The 17,786-nt window shown below is 45.2% G+C and carries 14 protein-coding genes; 10 read left to right on the forward strand and 4 right to left on the reverse strand.

The features are described from left to right. Positions 1 to 1,322: 1,322 nt before the first annotated feature. From EGI32_RS03355 to EGI32_RS03385, 7 genes are all read left to right on the forward strand, one after another. On the forward strand, positions 1,323 to 2,237 hold the full coding sequence (locus EGI32_RS03355; protein ID WP_255153954.1) for an alpha/beta hydrolase: 915 nt from the start codon (positions 1,323 to 1,325) through the stop codon (positions 2,235 to 2,237). Positions 2,238 to 2,292: 55 nt separating this feature from the next. Next, a complete protein-coding gene (locus tag EGI32_RS03360) occupies positions 2,293 to 3,843 on the forward strand; it encodes a M20/M25/M40 family metallo-hydrolase (protein ID WP_255153955.1) in 1,551 nt (516 codons plus the stop codon). An 84-nt stretch (positions 3,844 to 3,927) separates the two neighbouring features. Next, entirely contained in the window at positions 3,928 to 4,545 is a 618-nt protein-coding gene (locus EGI32_RS03365) for a cupin domain-containing protein (RefSeq protein ID WP_255153956.1), read from the forward strand. A gap of 22 nt (positions 4,546 to 4,567) precedes the next feature. Then, entirely contained in the window at positions 4,568 to 5,014 is a 447-nt protein-coding gene (locus tag EGI32_RS03370; protein WP_255153957.1) for a hypothetical protein, read from the forward strand. A gap of 92 nt (positions 5,015 to 5,106) precedes the next feature. Beyond that, complete coding sequence (locus EGI32_RS03375) at positions 5,107 to 6,213, forward strand: cytochrome c peroxidase (protein ID WP_255153958.1); 1,107 nt, start codon at positions 5,107 to 5,109, stop codon at positions 6,211 to 6,213. Between the two features lie 83 nt (positions 6,214 to 6,296). Beyond that, positions 6,297 to 6,770, forward strand: a complete 474-nt coding sequence (locus tag EGI32_RS03380) for a DUF4920 domain-containing protein (protein WP_255153959.1) — start codon at positions 6,297 to 6,299, stop codon at positions 6,768 to 6,770. Between the two features lie 120 nt (positions 6,771 to 6,890). Further along, positions 6,891 to 8,048 carry an esterase-like activity of phytase family protein gene (locus EGI32_RS03385; RefSeq protein ID WP_255153960.1) on the forward strand — a complete coding sequence of 386 codons (1,158 nt, stop codon included), beginning with the start codon at positions 6,891 to 6,893 and terminating at the stop codon, positions 8,046 to 8,048. A gap of 92 nt (positions 8,049 to 8,140) precedes the next feature. Here EGI32_RS03385 and EGI32_RS03390 read toward each other — a convergent pair whose 3' ends face one another. Next, positions 8,141 to 10,015 (reverse strand): M1 family metallopeptidase, encoded by a 1,875-nt coding sequence (locus tag EGI32_RS03390; protein ID WP_255153961.1) that lies wholly within the window; start codon positions 10,013 to 10,015, stop codon positions 8,141 to 8,143. A 261-nt stretch (positions 10,016 to 10,276) separates the two neighbouring features. Here EGI32_RS03390 and EGI32_RS03395 point away from each other — a divergent pair, with 261 nt between their 5' ends. Continuing rightward, a complete protein-coding gene (locus EGI32_RS03395; protein ID WP_255153962.1) occupies positions 10,277 to 12,583 on the forward strand; it encodes a GH92 family glycosyl hydrolase in 2,307 nt (768 codons plus the stop codon). 220 nt (positions 12,584 to 12,803) lie between these two features. Beyond that, positions 12,804 to 13,370: a YceI family protein gene (locus EGI32_RS03400; RefSeq protein WP_255153963.1), complete on the forward strand. Its 567-nt coding sequence runs from the start codon at positions 12,804 to 12,806 to the stop codon at positions 13,368 to 13,370. A 180-nt stretch (positions 13,371 to 13,550) separates the two neighbouring features. Here the strand turns inward: EGI32_RS03400 and EGI32_RS03405 are convergent, their stop codons facing one another. Further along, positions 13,551 to 14,021 (reverse strand): DUF4251 domain-containing protein, encoded by a 471-nt coding sequence (locus EGI32_RS03405; protein ID WP_255153964.1) that lies wholly within the window; start codon positions 14,019 to 14,021, stop codon positions 13,551 to 13,553. A 115-nt stretch (positions 14,022 to 14,136) separates the two neighbouring features. On the opposite strand from EGI32_RS03405, the gene EGI32_RS03410 reads away from it, so the two are divergent. Next, on the forward strand, positions 14,137 to 15,705 hold the full coding sequence (locus EGI32_RS03410) for a serine hydrolase (protein ID WP_255153965.1): 1,569 nt from the start codon (positions 14,137 to 14,139) through the stop codon (positions 15,703 to 15,705). 174 nt (positions 15,706 to 15,879) lie between these two features. On the opposite strand, the gene EGI32_RS03415 is transcribed toward EGI32_RS03410, so the two are convergent. Next, a complete protein-coding gene (locus tag EGI32_RS03415; RefSeq protein ID WP_255153966.1) occupies positions 15,880 to 16,164 on the reverse strand; it encodes an RNA-binding protein in 285 nt (94 codons plus the stop codon). A gap of 213 nt (positions 16,165 to 16,377) precedes the next feature. Beyond that, complete coding sequence (gene sucC, locus EGI32_RS03420) at positions 16,378 to 17,589, reverse strand: ADP-forming succinate--CoA ligase subunit beta (protein ID WP_255153967.1); 1,212 nt, start codon at positions 17,587 to 17,589, stop codon at positions 16,378 to 16,380. Positions 17,590 to 17,786: the final 197 nt, after the last annotated feature.

The following is a 17,786-nucleotide window of genomic DNA, read 5'->3' on the forward strand; positions in this document are numbered from 1 at the left end:
GGGATAAGATTAATGAGATAGAAAAAGGATCACAGATTTTATAGGGATGAAGGGGATTACACAGATTTTTTCTGCTTCGCAGAAAACGAAATGCAGTTTTTGAAACGTTGACGATATCTTATAAACTGGATTTTCATTTTGCGCCAGCAAAATAATCCGTGTAATCGCCTGATCAGTCTGAAATCCGTGATCAAAAAACAAGTGGCAGAAGAAGGGACGATATTAATGCGATAAAAAGGATCACAGATTTTATAGGGATGAAGGGGATTACACAGATTTTTTCTGCTTCGCAGAAAACGAAATCCAGTTAGTAAAAAGTTCAATTATCTTATAAACTGGATTTTCATTTTGCGCCAGCAAAATAATCCGTGTAATCGCCTGATCAGTCTGAAATCCGTGATCAAAAAACAAGTGGCAGAAGAAGGGATAAGATTAATGAGATAGAAAAAGGATCACAGATTTTATAGGGATGAAGGGGATTACACAGATTTTTTCTGCTTCGCAGAAAACGAAATCCAGTTAGTAAAAAGTTCAATTAGTTTATAAACTACATTTTGATTTTGCGCCAGCAAAATAATCCGTGCGATCTCCTGATCAGTCTGAAATCCGTGATCAAAAAACAAGTGGCAGAAGAAGGGATAAGATTAATGAGATAGAAAAAGGATCACAGATTTTATAGGGATGAAGGGGATTACACAGATTTTTTCTGCTTCGCAGAAAACGAAATCCAGTTAGTAAAAAGTTCAATTAGTTTATAAACTACATTTTGATTTTGCGCCAGCAAAATAATCCGTGCGATCTCCTGATCAGTCTGAAATCCGTGATCAAAAAACAAGTGGCAGAAGAAGGGATAAGATTAATGAGATAGAAAAAGGATCACAGATTTTATAGGGATGAAGGGGATTACACAGATTTTTTCTGCTTCGCAGAAAACGAAATCCAGTTAGTAAAAAGTTCAATTAGTTTATAAACTACATTTTGATTTTGCGCCAGCAAAATAATCCGTGCGATCTCCTGATCAGTCTGAAATCCGTGATCAAAAAACAAGTGGCAGAAGAAGGGATAAGATTAATGAGATAGAAAAAGGATCACAGATTTTATAGGGATGAAGGGGATTACACAGATTTTTTCTGCTTCGCAGAAAACGAAATCCAGTTAGTAAAAAGTTCAATTAGTTTATAAACTGCATTTCTATTTTGTGCCAGCAAAATAATCCGTGCAATCGCCTAATCAATCTGAAATCCGTGATCACATTCCTCGCTCCCTTTTACCCCTTGAAAAAATCTGACTATATTTAGAAATCTTATCCTTAAATCTTCGATATGAAATTTATATCCGCATTCCTGCTCCTCATTGCAGGAATTTCTGCCCATGCGCAGGACACCCTCAAATACACTTCTACCGAGATTATTTATGGCCGCAAAGATGGTATGGCACTCACGATGCTCCAGGTAACGCCACGGTCGAATGCCAATGGTAAAGCCATCATCAAAGTGGTGAGTGGCAATTGGGTTTCTTCTTACAAACGGGCGCAGCGGTTTGCCGAAACGTCGCAGGTCTATCTCGATGCAGGTTATACGGTTTTTGCGGTCATGCACGGGGCACAACCGATGTATGCGATCGATGAACAGGTCAGCGATCTTAAAAGGGCCGTACGTTTCATCCGTTATAATGCAAAAACTTATAAGATCGATCCGGCACACATCGGTATCACAGGTTATTCGTCCGGCGGTCACCTTACATTGAATGTGGCGCTTACCGATAATACACCCGTTGAAGATTCCAAAGACCCCATCGATAGTGTTTCAGCGAGGGTGCAGGCTGTCGCCGTATTTTTCTCTCCGACAGATTTCCTGAACTGGGGGCAAAAAGGTTTCAATGCCGCCAAATCCGATCTCCTGCTTCGGCAGGCTGGCGTGGCTGGTGCATTTGATTTCAGAATATGGAGCGACTCAGTGAAACTGATGATACCTGTTACACCCGCAAGGCGCCTGGAACTGGCGAAGGAAGTATCTCCAATATATGCAGTCAGCAGCGATGATCCGCCGGTATTCATTGTACATGGCGATAAGGACCTGCTGGTTCCGTTGCAGCAATCACAATCGCTCCTGCAAAAACTGGAAGAAGCAAAAGTACCTTGTCAGCTGCTGATAAAACCCGGTGGCGGACACGGCTGGGTGGATGCTACGGCAGAAGAAAAACAATGCCTTGCCTGGTTTGACAAATACCTGAAATGATACAGGTCCTGGTCATGAATTTTTCTTAACTTCCGCTTCCCAAAAAAACAGGTACATGAAAAAAATCCCTCTTCTGCTTCTGGCGGCCATATCTGCCACTACGTTTGCTACCGCCCAGGAAAAGATTGATACCAATGCCATCAACAAAATAAAGGCGCAAGGCCTCGATCATTCAAAAGTGATGGACATCGCCTTTCAACTGACGGATGTAAACGGGCCACGATTGACCAATTCGCCCGGTTATTTCAAAGCGGCCAATTGGGCAAAAGCCGAATTGCAGAAGTGGGGCCTGGTAAATGCAGCATTGGAACCCTGGGGCGATTTTGGTAAAGGATGGGAATTGAAGAGATCTTACATCGCGATGACTGCGCCCTATTATCGTCCGCTGATCGGTTTCCCAAAAACCTGGACGAAAGGAAGCGGCGGTTTGAAAAATGCAAAAGTGATCGTGATAAAAGCGAAAGATTCTGCCGGGCTTGAGCAATATCGCGGGAAGCTGAAAGGGATGATCGTGTTGCTCGACAGGACAGATACATTGAAACCATCGTACAAGCCGGATGCTAACCGTTATGATGACGAGCGCCTGCAAAAGATGGCAGAAGCGAAACCGGTTCGCACGCAAGCCAATGATACTGCGGCAGAACGCAGGAGGAGGCAGTTTGCCAATCAACCGCAATTCGGCAGGCAATCGCGTAATTTCTTTACCGAAGAAGGGGTACTCGCTATCCTTACGGCAAGCCCTTCGGGCAGGGACGGAACGGTATTCGTTTCCGGTGGAGGGGCTTACGGCGCTACCGATCCGGAGAATACCCTGGATGTAACGATCGCGTTTGAGGATTTCATGAGCATCGTACGGCTGTCGAACAGCGGCTACCCGGTACAGTTAGACCTCGATGTGCAGACAGAATTTTTCACCAAAGATGTGAAAGGCTATAATGTGGTGGCAGAAATAAAAGGCAGCGACCCGAAATTAAAAGATGAACTGGTGATGCTGGGCGGTCATCTCGATAGCTGGCAGGCTTCTACGGGAGCTACTGATAATGCTGCCGGCTGCGCCGTAATGATGGAAGCGGTCCGCATTTTGAAACAATCCGGCCTGCAGCCGAAACGTACCATACGCATTGCTTTGTGGAGTGGGGAAGAACAGGGGCTGCTCGGTTCGCGTGGATATGTGAAAGAACATTTCGGTGATCCGGCAACTATGCAGCTGAAGCCTGAACAGGCAAAAGTATCCGCGTATTTTAACCTCGATAATGGCTCCGGAAAGATCAGGGGCATTTACACGCAGGGCAACGAAGCCGTAATGCCTGTGTTCACGCAATGGCTCGAGCCTTTCAACAGCCTTGGTGCTAAAACGGTGACCGTTTCCAACACCGGCGGTACCGATCATTTATCATTCGACCAGATAGGCATTCCCGGTTTCCAGTTCATACAGGACGAGCTGGAATACAATACCCGTACGCATCACACCAATATGGACAGTTACGATCATTTGTCGGCGGCAGACCTGAAACAGGCAGCAACAATCGTAGCTGCATTCGTTTACAATACCGCTAACCGGGACGACAAATTACCCAGGAAAGAATTACCAAAACCAAGACCATAAAAGGTTTAGAGTTTAGAGATTAGGGATCAGGGTTTAGAACTTCTGGTCTTTACTCTAAACACTAAACCCTAATCTCTAAACTCAATGGAAAGAATAAAAGCGCTGCTTAAATCAGGCATGATCGAACTCTATGTGATGGGGCTGGCTGATGCCAACCATGCGGCAGAAATAGAAACGCTTGCCCGTTCTTTTCCTGAAATACAGCAGGCTATTGACGATTTTTCTATCCAGATGGAAGGATACCTGCAGCAGAATGCGGTACCACCATCCATGAAGGTGAAGCCGATGATCATGGCAATCATTGAATATAAGCAACGACTGAAAAACGGGCAGAAGATCAAGGCGCCGCCTGGGTTACACCAAGATTCCCGGGCGGCAGATTATGCGGAATGGCTTGCCTTGCCGGGAATGAGTGAACCTTTGCCGGAGGAAAATATTACCTTAAAAATTATCGGGTTAACACCAACTTCATCACAGGCTATCTTGTGGATCAGGAAAGGAACGCCGTGGGAAACGCACCAGAATGAACTGGAGAGTTTCCTCGTGCTGGAAGGAACCTGCATCATCACCATTGGTACAGAAAGGCACCTGTTATCCGCGGGAGATTATCTTGCCATACCTTTGTTTCAACCGCACCAGGTGGTAGTCACATCCACTATTCCCTGTAAGGCTATTTTGCAACGACTGGCGCTGGCCGCCTGAAGTTTTATCTAAAAAAATATTTATGATCCGCTTCGGAATAATATTATTGATACTCTCTTCTTTCACTATTTCGCAACAGGATGGAAAAAATATCCCTTCGCCGTCATGGAAAGACACCAGTCCTTCGATGTTGATCGGCGATTTCAAGGATGATTACGGTATCGCCTACACGCTGACGGATAGTTTGTTTACCCAACATCCCAATGTGAAATATCATATCATAAAATGGAACCTGAAGGACAATTATTTCATCGCAAAAAATGATGGGGCAAACCCTTCCGAGCAAAACCTTTACAGCCGCATCGATTTCATGGAATTCAGTGGCATGGAGCCTTTCAGGTGGGGATTCTGTCTTACAGTGTATGATGCACCAACAGATTCCATCGCAGAAACAAAAGCCGTGGCCGACCGGAAGGATCCAAAAAAAGGTTGTGGCGGTTTCCCTTTTTCAAGAATGAAAAGGAAGTAGAGGTTGGATCTGCAAAGCCTTTGCTGTATTGGGATTTGCAACTTTTGTATTTTATCTTTGTTCCGCCACTGGCAGGATGAAACTCTTAAATAGTGAAAACTTATTCCATTTTATTTACCCTGGTCATTTTGGTAGCATGCTCTGTTACCAGGATAGGGGATGGGCAGCAGGCGAAAATCCCCAAAGGAAGTTTTGAAGACACGCTGCGTTTTTTATACAGCCTTGCGCCCGAAAAATGGCCCGCGGCTTTTATGGATCCGGGAAAGGAGCTGCATGAATTAGGCGTTTTACCCCGGGGGCCGTACGCTTCACCATCCGATTCTATCAGGCATATCATTTTACTGGGTAAAACATTATTTTTTGATGAAAGATTGAGCGGCAGCAACCGGATATCCTGTGCCAGTTGCCATAAACCCGAACTTTCGTGGACGGATGGCAGAGCAAAGTCTATCGGGCACGCAGGGCTGGTAAACAAACGCAATTCCCCGACGATACAGAATGCCTGGTTCTATCATAAACTATTCTGGGATGGGCGTAGCCACAGCCTCGAAGACCAGGCATTTGCGCCCATCAACAGCGAAAGCGAGATGAGCAGCGATATGCCGCAGGTAACGGGTAAGCTTCGCCGTATCAAAGGCTACCGGCCGTTGTTTGATTCGGCGTTTGGCAACCACCAGGTAACACCCGAACAACTCACAGAAGCACTGGCAATATTTCAACGCACAATTGTGAGTGATCAGTCTGCATTCGATAAATTCCTGCTTGGCCAGCGAGATGCACTCAGCGATGAGCAGCTTCGCGGACTGAACCTGTTCCGCACGAAGGCAAGGTGCATCAATTGCCACAACGGGCCTTTGTTTTCCGACAATGAATTTCACAACACGGGGTTTGCCCGTATAGGCCAGCAGGGCGAAGATATGGGGCGTTTCATCGCTACAAAAAAAGAGGAGGATAAGGGCAGGTTCAAAACCCCCTCTTTGCGTGACGTGACCTTTACCGGGCCATGGATGCACAACGGATCAGCGACAGCCCTGGCAGATATCATAACACATTACAATGAAATGCCGCCCGCGTTCAATACAGATAAAATACTCCGGCCTTTGAAGCTTACTGCAAGGGAGCAAACGGATCTGCTCGCCTTTTTACAAAGCATTTCTTCCGCCCCGCTTCCTTTCACCTTGCCAAAAAAGCCTGAATAATATCCATTTATCAATTTTTTATGCCTTAATAGCAATATTCCCGGCTTTAAAATCTATTTTTGTCAAAATTTAAAAGAACCGATATGAAAAAAATATTTCTTATAGCTGTACTTTTCATTGCCACCAAGATCACTTTTGCGCAACCGCCTGCCGGACCTGTAAATCCGGGTGATACTTACGGAGAAAAAATTCAGCCTGATGGCGCCATCCCGGTAGATGCTTTGCCAAAAGCACTTACTACAAACAATACACTGGATACAAAGATCACTGGTAAGGTAACAGGAGTTTGTCCTAAAAAAGGATGCTGGCTGACACTCGAAACAGCTGATAAAACAAAAGTGTTCGTAAAAATGAAAGATTATGGTTTCTTCGTTCCGACAGAAATGATCGGTAAGACAGTTGTACTGGATGGCCAGGCAAAACTGAAAACTACTTCAGTGGAAGAGTTGCAGCATTACGCGGAAGATGCTAAAAAGTCTAAAGAAGAAATTGCAGCGATCACCAAACCTGAAACAGAAGTGCGTTTCACCGCTAAAGGAATTTTAGTAGTAAATTAATTGTTTTGTGGAAACGTGCCTGTGGCGCGTTCTGTATAGAAAAAAGCCGCTTTCAAAGCGGCTTTTTTTATTGTGGCAATTTGCGGATATTGCGTTACCGATCATCTTCTAAATTCAGGTATGAAACAACTATCTTTTTTGTCGTTGAGTCTGGTGTTGTTAATGACAGTTTCGTGCAGCAGCACAAAGAAGCTGGCAAGCCCGCAGCAGCCCGTCGTAAGCAAAATTTCTTCATTGAAATTACTGGGACAATACGAAATCCCTTATAACCTGACTTTCAAAAAAACTACCGTAGGTGGATTGTCGGGCATAGACTATGATGCGGCGAATGAGCTGTATTACATGGTTTGCGACGACAGGAGCAATATCAACCCGGCACGTTTTTACACAGCAAAGATCTTTATTTCTGCCGCCGGCATCGACAGCTTCAGGTTTGTGGATATGCAACCGATGTTGCAAGCTAACGGCCAGGTGTACCCGACAAAATTATTCCGTCCTTTTGCAACGGTTGATCCGGAAGCTATGCGGTATGATCCGCTGAACAGCCAGCTGGTGTGGAGCAGCGAAGGGGAGCGCATCGTGTCGGTGGAAGATACGATCGTACAGGATCCTGCGATCTATGTAGTTTCCCGTGATGGTTACTATGTGGGCAGTTACAATTTACCGGCAAATCTTAAAATGAATTCATTCGAAAAAGGGCCGAGGCAAAACGGTGTTTTTGAAGGGATGACATTCGCGGATAATTACAAAACCCTTTTTGTAAATGTTGAAGAACCATTGTACGAAGACGGGCCGAGAGTGGACGTGAAAGACCAGGATACTTATATCCGCATCCTGAAATTTGACACGGAAACAAAAAATAATATTGCTCAATATGCCTACAAGCCTGATGCGGTGGCGTATCCGGCGGTTCCCGAAGATGGGTATAAAATAAATGGTATCCCTGATCTTCTTTCCATCGGCCCCGATCGTTTCATCGTGATCGAGCGTTCTTATTCTACCGGAAGGCTGGCGTGCACGATCAAAATATTCCTGACTGATTTTTCGGGGGCTACCGATATCAGGCACATCGCTTCTTTGTCCACTGATAAAAATTTTGTTCCCGCCAGCAAAAAACTATTGCTCAATATGGACGATCTGGGTATTTATGTCGATAACGTAGAAGGGGTAACGTTAGGTCCGGTACTGCCCAATGGCCATCGCAGCCTGATTTTTATTGCGGATAACAATTTTAACGCTGAAGAAAAATCGCAGGTGTTTTTGTTTGAAATAGAATGAATCTATGATCTATGATGTAAGATCTATGATCTCTTTCTGGTGGAGGTCTTTTACGTTTCAGGTAATACATTCCCCTGAAAGAGATCATAGAATCATAGATTGTATTTGTTGTTGCTCAGATCCGCATCCATAAAAATTTCTCCATCCAGTTTTACAGAGCTGATTGCTTTGGAAGTTCTGATCAATACTTTCGTAACCTGCTGATTTTTTTCCCAGATAGCAGAAGTCTGGTGGAATGTTTCCGTCTGACCATCGGCGTAGGTTACGATCACATTCACCGGTGCCGCAAAACCGCCGATATTGCGGAGGTTGACAGCATAACCGCCACTTGCTTTCGCTACTTTTTCTATCGCAAGATCAATGTATCCATTGCTGAAATACCAGTTGCTCCAGAACCAGTTCAGGTTCTTGCCGCTCACACCGTTGAATGTATAAAAGAAATCCCACGGAAGCGGGTGTTTGCCATTCCAGCGTTCCATGTAGGCATGCAGGCATTTTTTGAATAAAACATCCCCCAGCATATCTTTTACCGCAAGGTAACCGAGTGAGGCTTTGCCATATTGGTTGTTGCCGGAAGCCACGCCGGTAAGCACATTGCCCGGGGTAATGATCGGAATATCTTCTTCCGCATTCGGGTCATTGATCCAGTTGGTCACCCTGAATTGTTTGTAAAATTCCGCAGCTTTTTTATCACCCATATGTTGCTTGTTGAGCAAAAGCTCAAAAGTCGTAGCCCATCCTTCATCCATGAACCCATAACGGGTTTCGTTGATGCCCATGTAAAAAGGCATGTAGGTATGCGCAATCTCATGTTCGGCTACAAATTTCGAAAAGGTAGTATCAGGATAACTTTCATCATTCGCCATCATCGGGTATTCCATGCCTGCAAAACCCTGGAAGATCGTGGTCTTTTCGTATGGATAAGCAATACCCGGCCAGGTGGTCGAAAGCAGCCTCAGTCCTTCTTTCGCGAAGCCAACTATATAAGTGAAGTCTTTTGATTTGTTATCGTAGGCGGCCTGCACACTCGCCCTTCGGCCGGTGACCGTGTCTACCATCACACTTCCGGCATCCCATACAAAATGATTGCTCAGGCCAAATGCCATATCCGGGATATGATTGGCCCTGAACTGCCAGGTATTTACATTGTTTTGTGTGGTGACCTGGTTCGCTGCAAATTCATCTTTTGAAGCTACACGGATGGTTTTATCCGAAGTGAAGGATTCTATGAAACGGGCCAGGATAGCAGGCTGCAACAGTTTTTCCGGTTGCTGCAGGGTACCGGTTCCCCACACCACATAGTTTGCAGGAACATGAATGCTTATATCATAATCGTTGAAGTCGCTGTACATTTCATGATCGTCAGTAAATGGCATCCTGTCCCAGCCATTGTAATCATCATACACCGCTACTCTCGGGTAAAAATAAGCAAGGAAATAAGTGGTGGAATCAATCATGCCTTCGCGGCCACTTTGCACCGATACATCATAGTGCCAGTCGAACGACAACTTCACCGAATCCCCCGGCAGCAATGCATCCGGCAATCTCAGGCGAAAGTTAGTGAATGTACCCGGGTTGTTATCATAAGGCCTTGTCTGTCCATTTACGGCAATTTTGTCGATGAATACACCGTCAGTAAGATAATCCCGTGAAGCGCTTTGCCCGCGGGCAGCACCAGGCTTATGGATATTGAGGAACAGCTTGATGTTGGGGTTTTTGATGGTATCAGGGCTATTGTTGATATAACTGATCGTTTCTGATCCTTTGATCAACCTCGACGGTGGCATGGCGGTGATATCGATCTTATACCTGCCTTTGTTTTGCCAGTAGTTTTTCCCTGGCTTGCCATCCGGCGAACGGGTGCCGTTCTTATAAGCTTTTTGTACATCGCGGGGAGTGTATAATGTCTGTTGTGAAAAACCGGAAAAGCCAGCCAGCAGTGCCGCTGCGAATAAATATAATTTCATGATCATGTTTGTGAACCGAAGGTATATTATCAGTAAATCTTAGCTGAATAAGAAAGGATGATTGGTAAAATGGGTCAATAAGTGAATAGGGAATAGTCAATAGGGAATAGTCAATAGTCAATAGTAAAACGCTTGAAGTACCTGAGCTGGCCGGAAGTCTTTATAGACTGCATTTTCTGTCGTCGGTGGTCAGTCGTCTGTCGTCCGTCGTCCATAATTCGTGTAATTCGCAAGAATTCGTGTAATCAATTAAATTGCAGCATGAAAAAACTTCTCCTTTTCCTCATCCTTCCGGTATTCTCCAAAGCCGTTTCCGCACAATTCGTTGATAAAGTAACCGATCCGGTAGAGTGGATCAATCCGTTGATGGGTACCGACTCCAAACCGGATCTTTCCAATGGCAATACTTATCCCGCCGTGGCCGTACCCTGGGCGATGAACATGTGGACGCCGCAAACGGGCAAGATGGGCGACGGCTGGCAATACCAGTATGCCGCCGATAAACTGAGGGGTTTCAAACAAACGCATCAGCCTTCTCCATGGATGAACGATTACGGACAGTTTGCCATCATGCCACTCACCGGTGCCATGCGCTTTGAGCAGGACGACAGGGCAAGCTGGTTCAGCCACAAATCCGAAATTTCAAAAGCATATTACTATAGCGTATACCTCGCCGATCATGATGTGACAGCAGAGATAACGCCTACAGAAAGAGCGGCGATCTTTCGGTTCACTTACCCGAGATCCGACAGTTCCTTCGTGGTGCTCGATGCCTTCAACAAAGGCTCTTACGTAAAGATCATCCCTTCGCAAAAAAAGATAATCGGTTACAGTACAAAATACAGCCGCGGTAAAATGCCTGGTTTTAAAAATTATTTCGTGCTGCAATTTGATAAGGCATTTACTATTTCGAACGCATGGCACGGCAAAGTACTGGCAAAGGATACCTTGGAATATTCATCGGATCATGTGGGCGCCATCGTTGGTTTTGCTACCGTAAAAGGGGAGCAGGTGAACGTTCGCGTAGCCTCTTCTTTTATCAGTGAAGCACAGGCGGAGCTAAACTTACAGGAGCTGGGGAACGATAATTTTGACCAGGTGAAAGCGAAAGCTAAACAAACCTGGAACAAAACATTGAGTCGCATCCAGCTCGAAGGCGGAACGATCGATCAGCTGCGTACATTTTATTCCTGCCTGTACCGCACGTTGTTTTTCCCCAATAAATTATACGAAAAAGATGCCGCCGGAAATATTGTTCATTACAGTCCGTACAATGGCAAAGTGTTGCCGGGTTATATGTTTGGCGGGACCGGCTTCTGGGATACGTTTCGTGCTTTGTATCCATTCCTGAATCTTGTTTACCCGGAAATAAATAAAGAAATGCAGGAAGGCCTGATCAATGATTACAAAGAAGGCGGCTGGTTGCCGGAGTGGAGCAGCCCCGGTTACGCGGATATCATGATCGGGAATAATTCTGCGTCGGTGGTGAGTGATGCCTACATCAAAGGATTGCGTGGATACGATATCAATACCTTGTATGAAGCATTGTTGCATGGCGCCAATAATGAAGGCCCGATGACGGCTGTGGGAAGAAAGGGGGTGGAGTATTACAACAGGCTGGGGTATGTGCCGTATGATGTGAAGATCAATGAGAATGCGGCCCGTACGCTGGAATATGCCTACGACGATTTTACCATTTTTCAACTGGCGAAAAAACTTAACCGGCCGGCGGCTGAGATCGCTTTGTATGCAAAACGTTCGCAGAATTATAAAAACCTTTTCGACCCGGAAACAAAACTGATGCGGGGAAAAAATGAAGATGGCAAATTTCAGTCGCCTTTCAATCCCTTTAAATGGGGCGATGCATTTACCGAAGGCAATAGCTGGCATTACAGCTGGAGCGTCTTTCATGATATCGATGGCCTGGTGAACCTGATGGGTGGAAGGAAAAATTTTGTGCAGATGCTGGATACGGTATTTTCCCTGCCGCCAATTTTTGATGAAAGTTATTATGGTGGCGTGATCCACGAGATCCGCGAAATGCAGATAGCCAATATGGGACAGTATGCACATGGCAACCAGCCGATACAGCATATGATCTATCTCTACAACTATGCAGGCGAACCCTGGAAAACGCAGTATTGGGCACGGGAAACCATGAACAGGATGTACAAAGCCACACCGGATGGGTATTGTGGTGATGAAGACAATGGCCAGACTTCGGCCTGGTATGTATTTTCGGCGATGGGTTTTTACCCCGTATGCCCGGCAACCGATCAGTATGTACTGGGGGCGCCTTTGTTTAAAAAGATCACCCTTTCCCTTGCCAATGGGAAGAAATTTGTGATCAATGCACCGGCAAATAATCCGGATAATAAATATATACAGGGAATAAAATTGAACGGTAACCCTTTCAATACCAACTGGATCAGCCATGAGGCTATTTTTAAAGGAGGGAATTTTGATATTGATATGAACGCATCCCCCAACCGGAAAAGAGGAACAACAACGGATGCATTCCCGTATTCGTTCAGTACGGATAAAGCGAATGCTGTTTACCTGGAATAAAGAGGCCTCACCCCAACCCCTCTCCAGGGAGAGGGAACTGCTAAAGGGTTCATTTAAATGGACTGCGTTTCATTGTGTCCAACTTTGTATTCTTTTGCATTCTTTATTGAGTGGAAATGTTCTCTTTGTTCCCTTTGTGCCACTTTGTGGTCTTTGTGTCTTAGTGGTTTAAAAAAAAGTAGTACATTCGATCAATGTTTAAACAATAAAATTATCATTCATGAAAAAGATCATCCTCATCCTTTCGGCGGTATTCCTTACTGCTACTGGTTTTAGCCAGACAACCTGGACAAATGACAAAATGCATTCGAAGCTGACCTTTACGGTAAATCATCTTGGCATATCCGACATATTCGGGTTGTTCAAAGACTTTACGGTGAAAGCTACTACCACCAAACCGGATTTCAGCGATGCAGTATTCGAACTGACTGCAGATGTGGCTTCTATCAATACAGAAGTGGAGATGCGTGACAATCATTTAAAAAGTGCCGACTTTTTTGATGTGGCAACCTATCCAAAAATGACCTTCAAAAGTACTTCCATTAAAAATGTAGGGAAAGATAAATACCAGCTGACCGGTGATCTTACGTTGCATGGTGTGACAAAATCGGTAACCCTTGATCTGTGGTACCGTGGAACTGCTGCTAATCAAAGCAAAAAGGAAGTGGCTGGTTTTCAGTTGACCGGTAAGATCGATCGTTCTGATTTTGGTATCGGGGGAAAATTTCCTGCGGCTGCTATCAGCAACGATGTGTGGATCAAGGCCGACGGGGAGTTTGGAAAATAAGATTTAGATCGTAGAAATAAAGAACGCCAGCTTTTGCGGAAAAATTCCTGCAGAAGCTGGCTTTTTACAGTCGACGACTCCCACGAGTCGACAACTCCCCTGAGTCGTCAACTCCCCTGAGTCGACAACTCCCACGAGTCGTCAACTCCCACGAGTCGACAACTCCCACGAGTCGTCAACTCATTTTTCCTTTATCCCCCTCACATACCCCCTGAAGCTTATCTGGTCCCGAAAATTACTCGTAGCCATCAAATCAGCGCTTCCATCATTGTAAATAGTAAGTACATATTTCGACAGGTTCGTATAGTCTTTCACCCTAAAAGTTACCGTCCAGCTATTCTTTTTGCGTGGCGTAAAACTATAGTCGAAATCGGTGGAAGTGAAGATCAGCCCCGTTTCGTCCGGCGAGATGGGGGCATTCTGGCTCCTGCCAAAATACGGCAGGTAACTCACTAGGCTGTCACCCTTTACTTTAAGGTCATAATTTCCGGTGAGAAAACGCGTGGTGCCGCGGAGAGGATCAACGGAACTGGCATAAAATATAAACGATTCCGATTTTACCAGGGCAGCTACAGAGTCCTTGCTCAGCTGGGCCTTTGTGGATAGTGATGTCAGTATGATGGTAAACAGGATCGCGGTCCTTTGTAACATTTTCATGATTTCCTTTATGTAACAAATGGTCAAAATAAATGCCATCATTTGCCAATTATCATTTAATACTATTCCTTTTTCGGTGTTTTCAATATATTTAAACAAAATAATCATCATGCAATCACTTGTACATATCCGGCGTTTTTTTCTCGCAACGGCCATCAGCTTAATTTCTCTCAGCCTGCCGGCGCAGGTCATCACTTCCAGCCAGGTAGATTCGCTGGTGGAGCGCACATTGAAAACCTTTGATGTGCCGGGCATCGCGGTAGCCATCATCAAGGATGGCAAAGTCATTCACGCGAAAGGTTACGGGGTACGCTCGCTCGCTTCCCGAAAGCCTGTGGATGCGAATACCTTATTTGGTGTGGCATCCAACAGCAAAGCCTTTACAGCCGCAGCGCTGGCCATGCTGGTGGATGAAAAGAAAATCACCTGGGACGATAAAGTGATCGATCATATCCCCGAATTCAGGATGTATGATCCGTATGTGACAGACGCGTTTACCATCCGCGACCTGCTGACCCACCGCAGCGGATTGGGCCTGGGCGCAGGCGACCTGATGTTCTTCCCCGATGGCAGCGATTTTGGGATGAAGGATATTTTATACAATCTCCGTTTCCTCAAACAGGAATCCGGCTTTCGCACAAAATTCGATTATGATAATAACCTGTACATCGTTGCCGGAGAAGTGATCAAAAGGGTGAGTGGCATGAGCTGGGAAGATTTTATCGAGAAAAAGATCCTGCAACCATTGGATATGAGATCAACAGCAGCTTCCTTTTCAAGATTGAAAGATACCAGCAACGTGATCGATGCGCATGCGCCTGTAAATGGAAAAGTGCAGCCGATCGACCGTGAATGGGAAGAAGTGGCCAATGCGGCAGGCGGCATTTACAGCAGCGTGACCGACATGGCCAAATGGGCGATCATGCAGATGGATGATGGAAAATATGGGGATGGCAAAACGTTGTTCAGCAAAAAAGAGCATGATGAAATGTGGTCTTTGCAAACCATCATCAATCCCACTTTTCCCAATACATACAATACCCACTTCGGCGGTTACGGGCTCGGCTGGTTCCTGGGAGATGTAAAAGGATACAAGCAGGTATCGCACACCGGTGGCCTGGCCGGGATAGTAACGCAGGTGACTTTATTGCCGGAATTGAAACTCGGTATCATCGTTTTCACCAATCAGCAGTCGGGTGCGGCTTTCAGCGCAATTACCAATACCATCAAGGATAGTTATTTTGGGATGCCTTACAAAGACCGTGTAAAACAATATCATGATGGGGTAGTGGCAAACGAAGCAGAAGCCAAAAAGATACTGGACGATGTTGTCGCAGAAATCGCGAAAGCGCAGAAAGCAAGCGGGCCAAAGCCAGACATCAATAATTTCATCGGAACATACAGGGACCAATGGCTCGGTGATATCACCATCAGCCTGAAGAACGGCAAACCATGGTTCGACAGCAAACGCAGCCCGAAACTCACCGGCGAAATGTTTGCCTACAAAGGAAATACATTCGTGGTGCGCTGGACCAACCGGAGCATGGATGCTGATGCATTCGTGGTATTCGGCCTCGACAGCGAAGGAAAGGGCAGCACCATCACCATGAAACCCATTTCACCGCTGACGGATTTCAGCTATGATTTTCAGCATTTGAATTTCACCAAAGTGAAATAGTCAATAGTCAATAGTCAAACCTTTGAAGTGTGATGATAAACCTGGAAATTTGTATCATCACGCGGTGAAATTAAAAACTTTGAGTTTATTTAAAACCTCCGAAGGTTTGACTATTGACTATTCACTATTGACCAACAGACGATAATAAAAAATCCCGCAAAGCGGGATTTTTTATTATCGTCTGTTAAAGTTGTTATTATTTCTTGGAGGAGGCCCCGATCTTTCTTCAGCCTGTTTCACCACCAAAGGTTTTTTGCCGAGAGAAATGTCATTCAGGCTTTCGATAGCGTCTTTGGCTTCAGCAGCGTCAGGCATGTCTACAAATCCGAAACCTTTGCTTTTGCCGGTTTCTTTGTCTATAGCTACCTTGGCAGATAAGGTGGTGCCAAATTTTTCAAATATTTCCATCAGTTCGGCATCATCCAGATCATAAGGCAGGCCGGCAACAAAAATTTTCATGTGATATTAGTTTTTTTGTAAAAGTAGTATTCTTAACGGTTATTTAATGGTTTCTTTCATATTTAATTTCTTATTATAGTTGATAATTGATAAGTAAATAATGGATAATGCTAAAATGGATAATGGATAATGTTTTCACTGGAAGTGCTTTCAACTAGTGAAAATACTTCCAATTTAACGCATTATCCATTATCCATTAATCCATTATCCATTCTAAGCAACCGCTTTATTCACCAACGCTGCCGCTTCACTAAGAAGTATGGCGCTCTGAACTTTCAGTCCGCTTTCGTCAATCAGTTTTTTCGCCACATCGGCATTGGTACCCTGCAAGCGAACGATGATCGGGATCTCGATGTTGCCAATGCTCTGGTAAGCATCGATCACACCTTGCGCCACACGGTCGCAACGAACGATACCTCCGAATATGTTGATCAGGATAGCTTTCACTTTCGGATCTTTCATGATGATCCTGAAACCTGCTTCCACAGTTGTAGCATTGGCCGTACCACCTACATCCAGGAAGTTGGCCGGTTCGCCGCCGCTGAGTTTGATCATATCCATGGTAGCCATCGCCAGTCCGGCGCCATTTACCATACAACCTACGTTGCCATCCAGTTTTACAAAGTTCAGGTTGAATTTTCCGGCTTCCACTTCTGTAGGATCTTCTTCACTGATATCCCTCAAAGCAGCCACATCAGGGTGGCGCATCAGGGCGTTCTCATCCACATTCATCTTACAATCTACCGCGATGATCTTATCGTCGCTGGTTTTGAACAATGGGTTGATCTCGAGCATATCGCAATCCAGCCCAACAAACGCGTTGTAAAGATTGGTCACAAATTTTACGCAATTCTTAAAAGCCTCACCGCTCAATCCGAGGTTGAAAGCGATCTTACGTGCCTGGAAACCCTGCAGCGGGCCGCCCGGGTGTACCCATTCCTTGAAAATAAGTTCAGGCGTATCGTGTGCCACATCTTCGATATTCATACCACCTTCGGTACTGTACATGATCACATTCTGGCCTTTGGCCCTGTCCATCAATACCGACAGGTAAAATTCCTTCACCGGGTTCGGCCCTTCATAATATACATCCTGGGCTACCAGTATCTTGTTCACCACCTTTCCGGCAGGGCCGGTCTGGATAGTCACCAACGTACCACCCAGGAGGTTTTTAGCAATTTCCAATACGTCTTCCGCACTTTTCGCTACCGCCACACCACGCTGATCCTTACCTACGATGCTTCCCTTTCCGCGTCCACCGGCATGGATCTGGGCTTTCACCACAGCAAACTTGCTATTGTATTGGGTTTTGATCTGGCGGTAAGCTTCTTCAGCTTCGCCGGGAGTATTGCACGCAATGCCTTCCTGCACGGGAACATTGTATTTTTTCAGTAATTCTTTCGCCTGGTATTCGTGAAGGTTCATATAGAAAAATTTTTTGCGAAGATAATATTAATGGATAATTAATTAGTGGATAATGGATAATGTTTTTGATTAAAGATATTTTTTGGCCCTTCTAACCATCCACAAACATTGAAACCTTGCCGCCGGAAGCATTATCCATTAACCAATTATCCATTATCCATTATCCTCTTTCCCTTATTTTTGCTGTTTACAAATTA

This window comes from Ferruginibacter sp. HRS2-29 (assembly GCF_024343615.1).
Classification (GTDB): domain Bacteria; phylum Bacteroidota; class Bacteroidia; order Chitinophagales; family Chitinophagaceae; genus Ferruginibacter.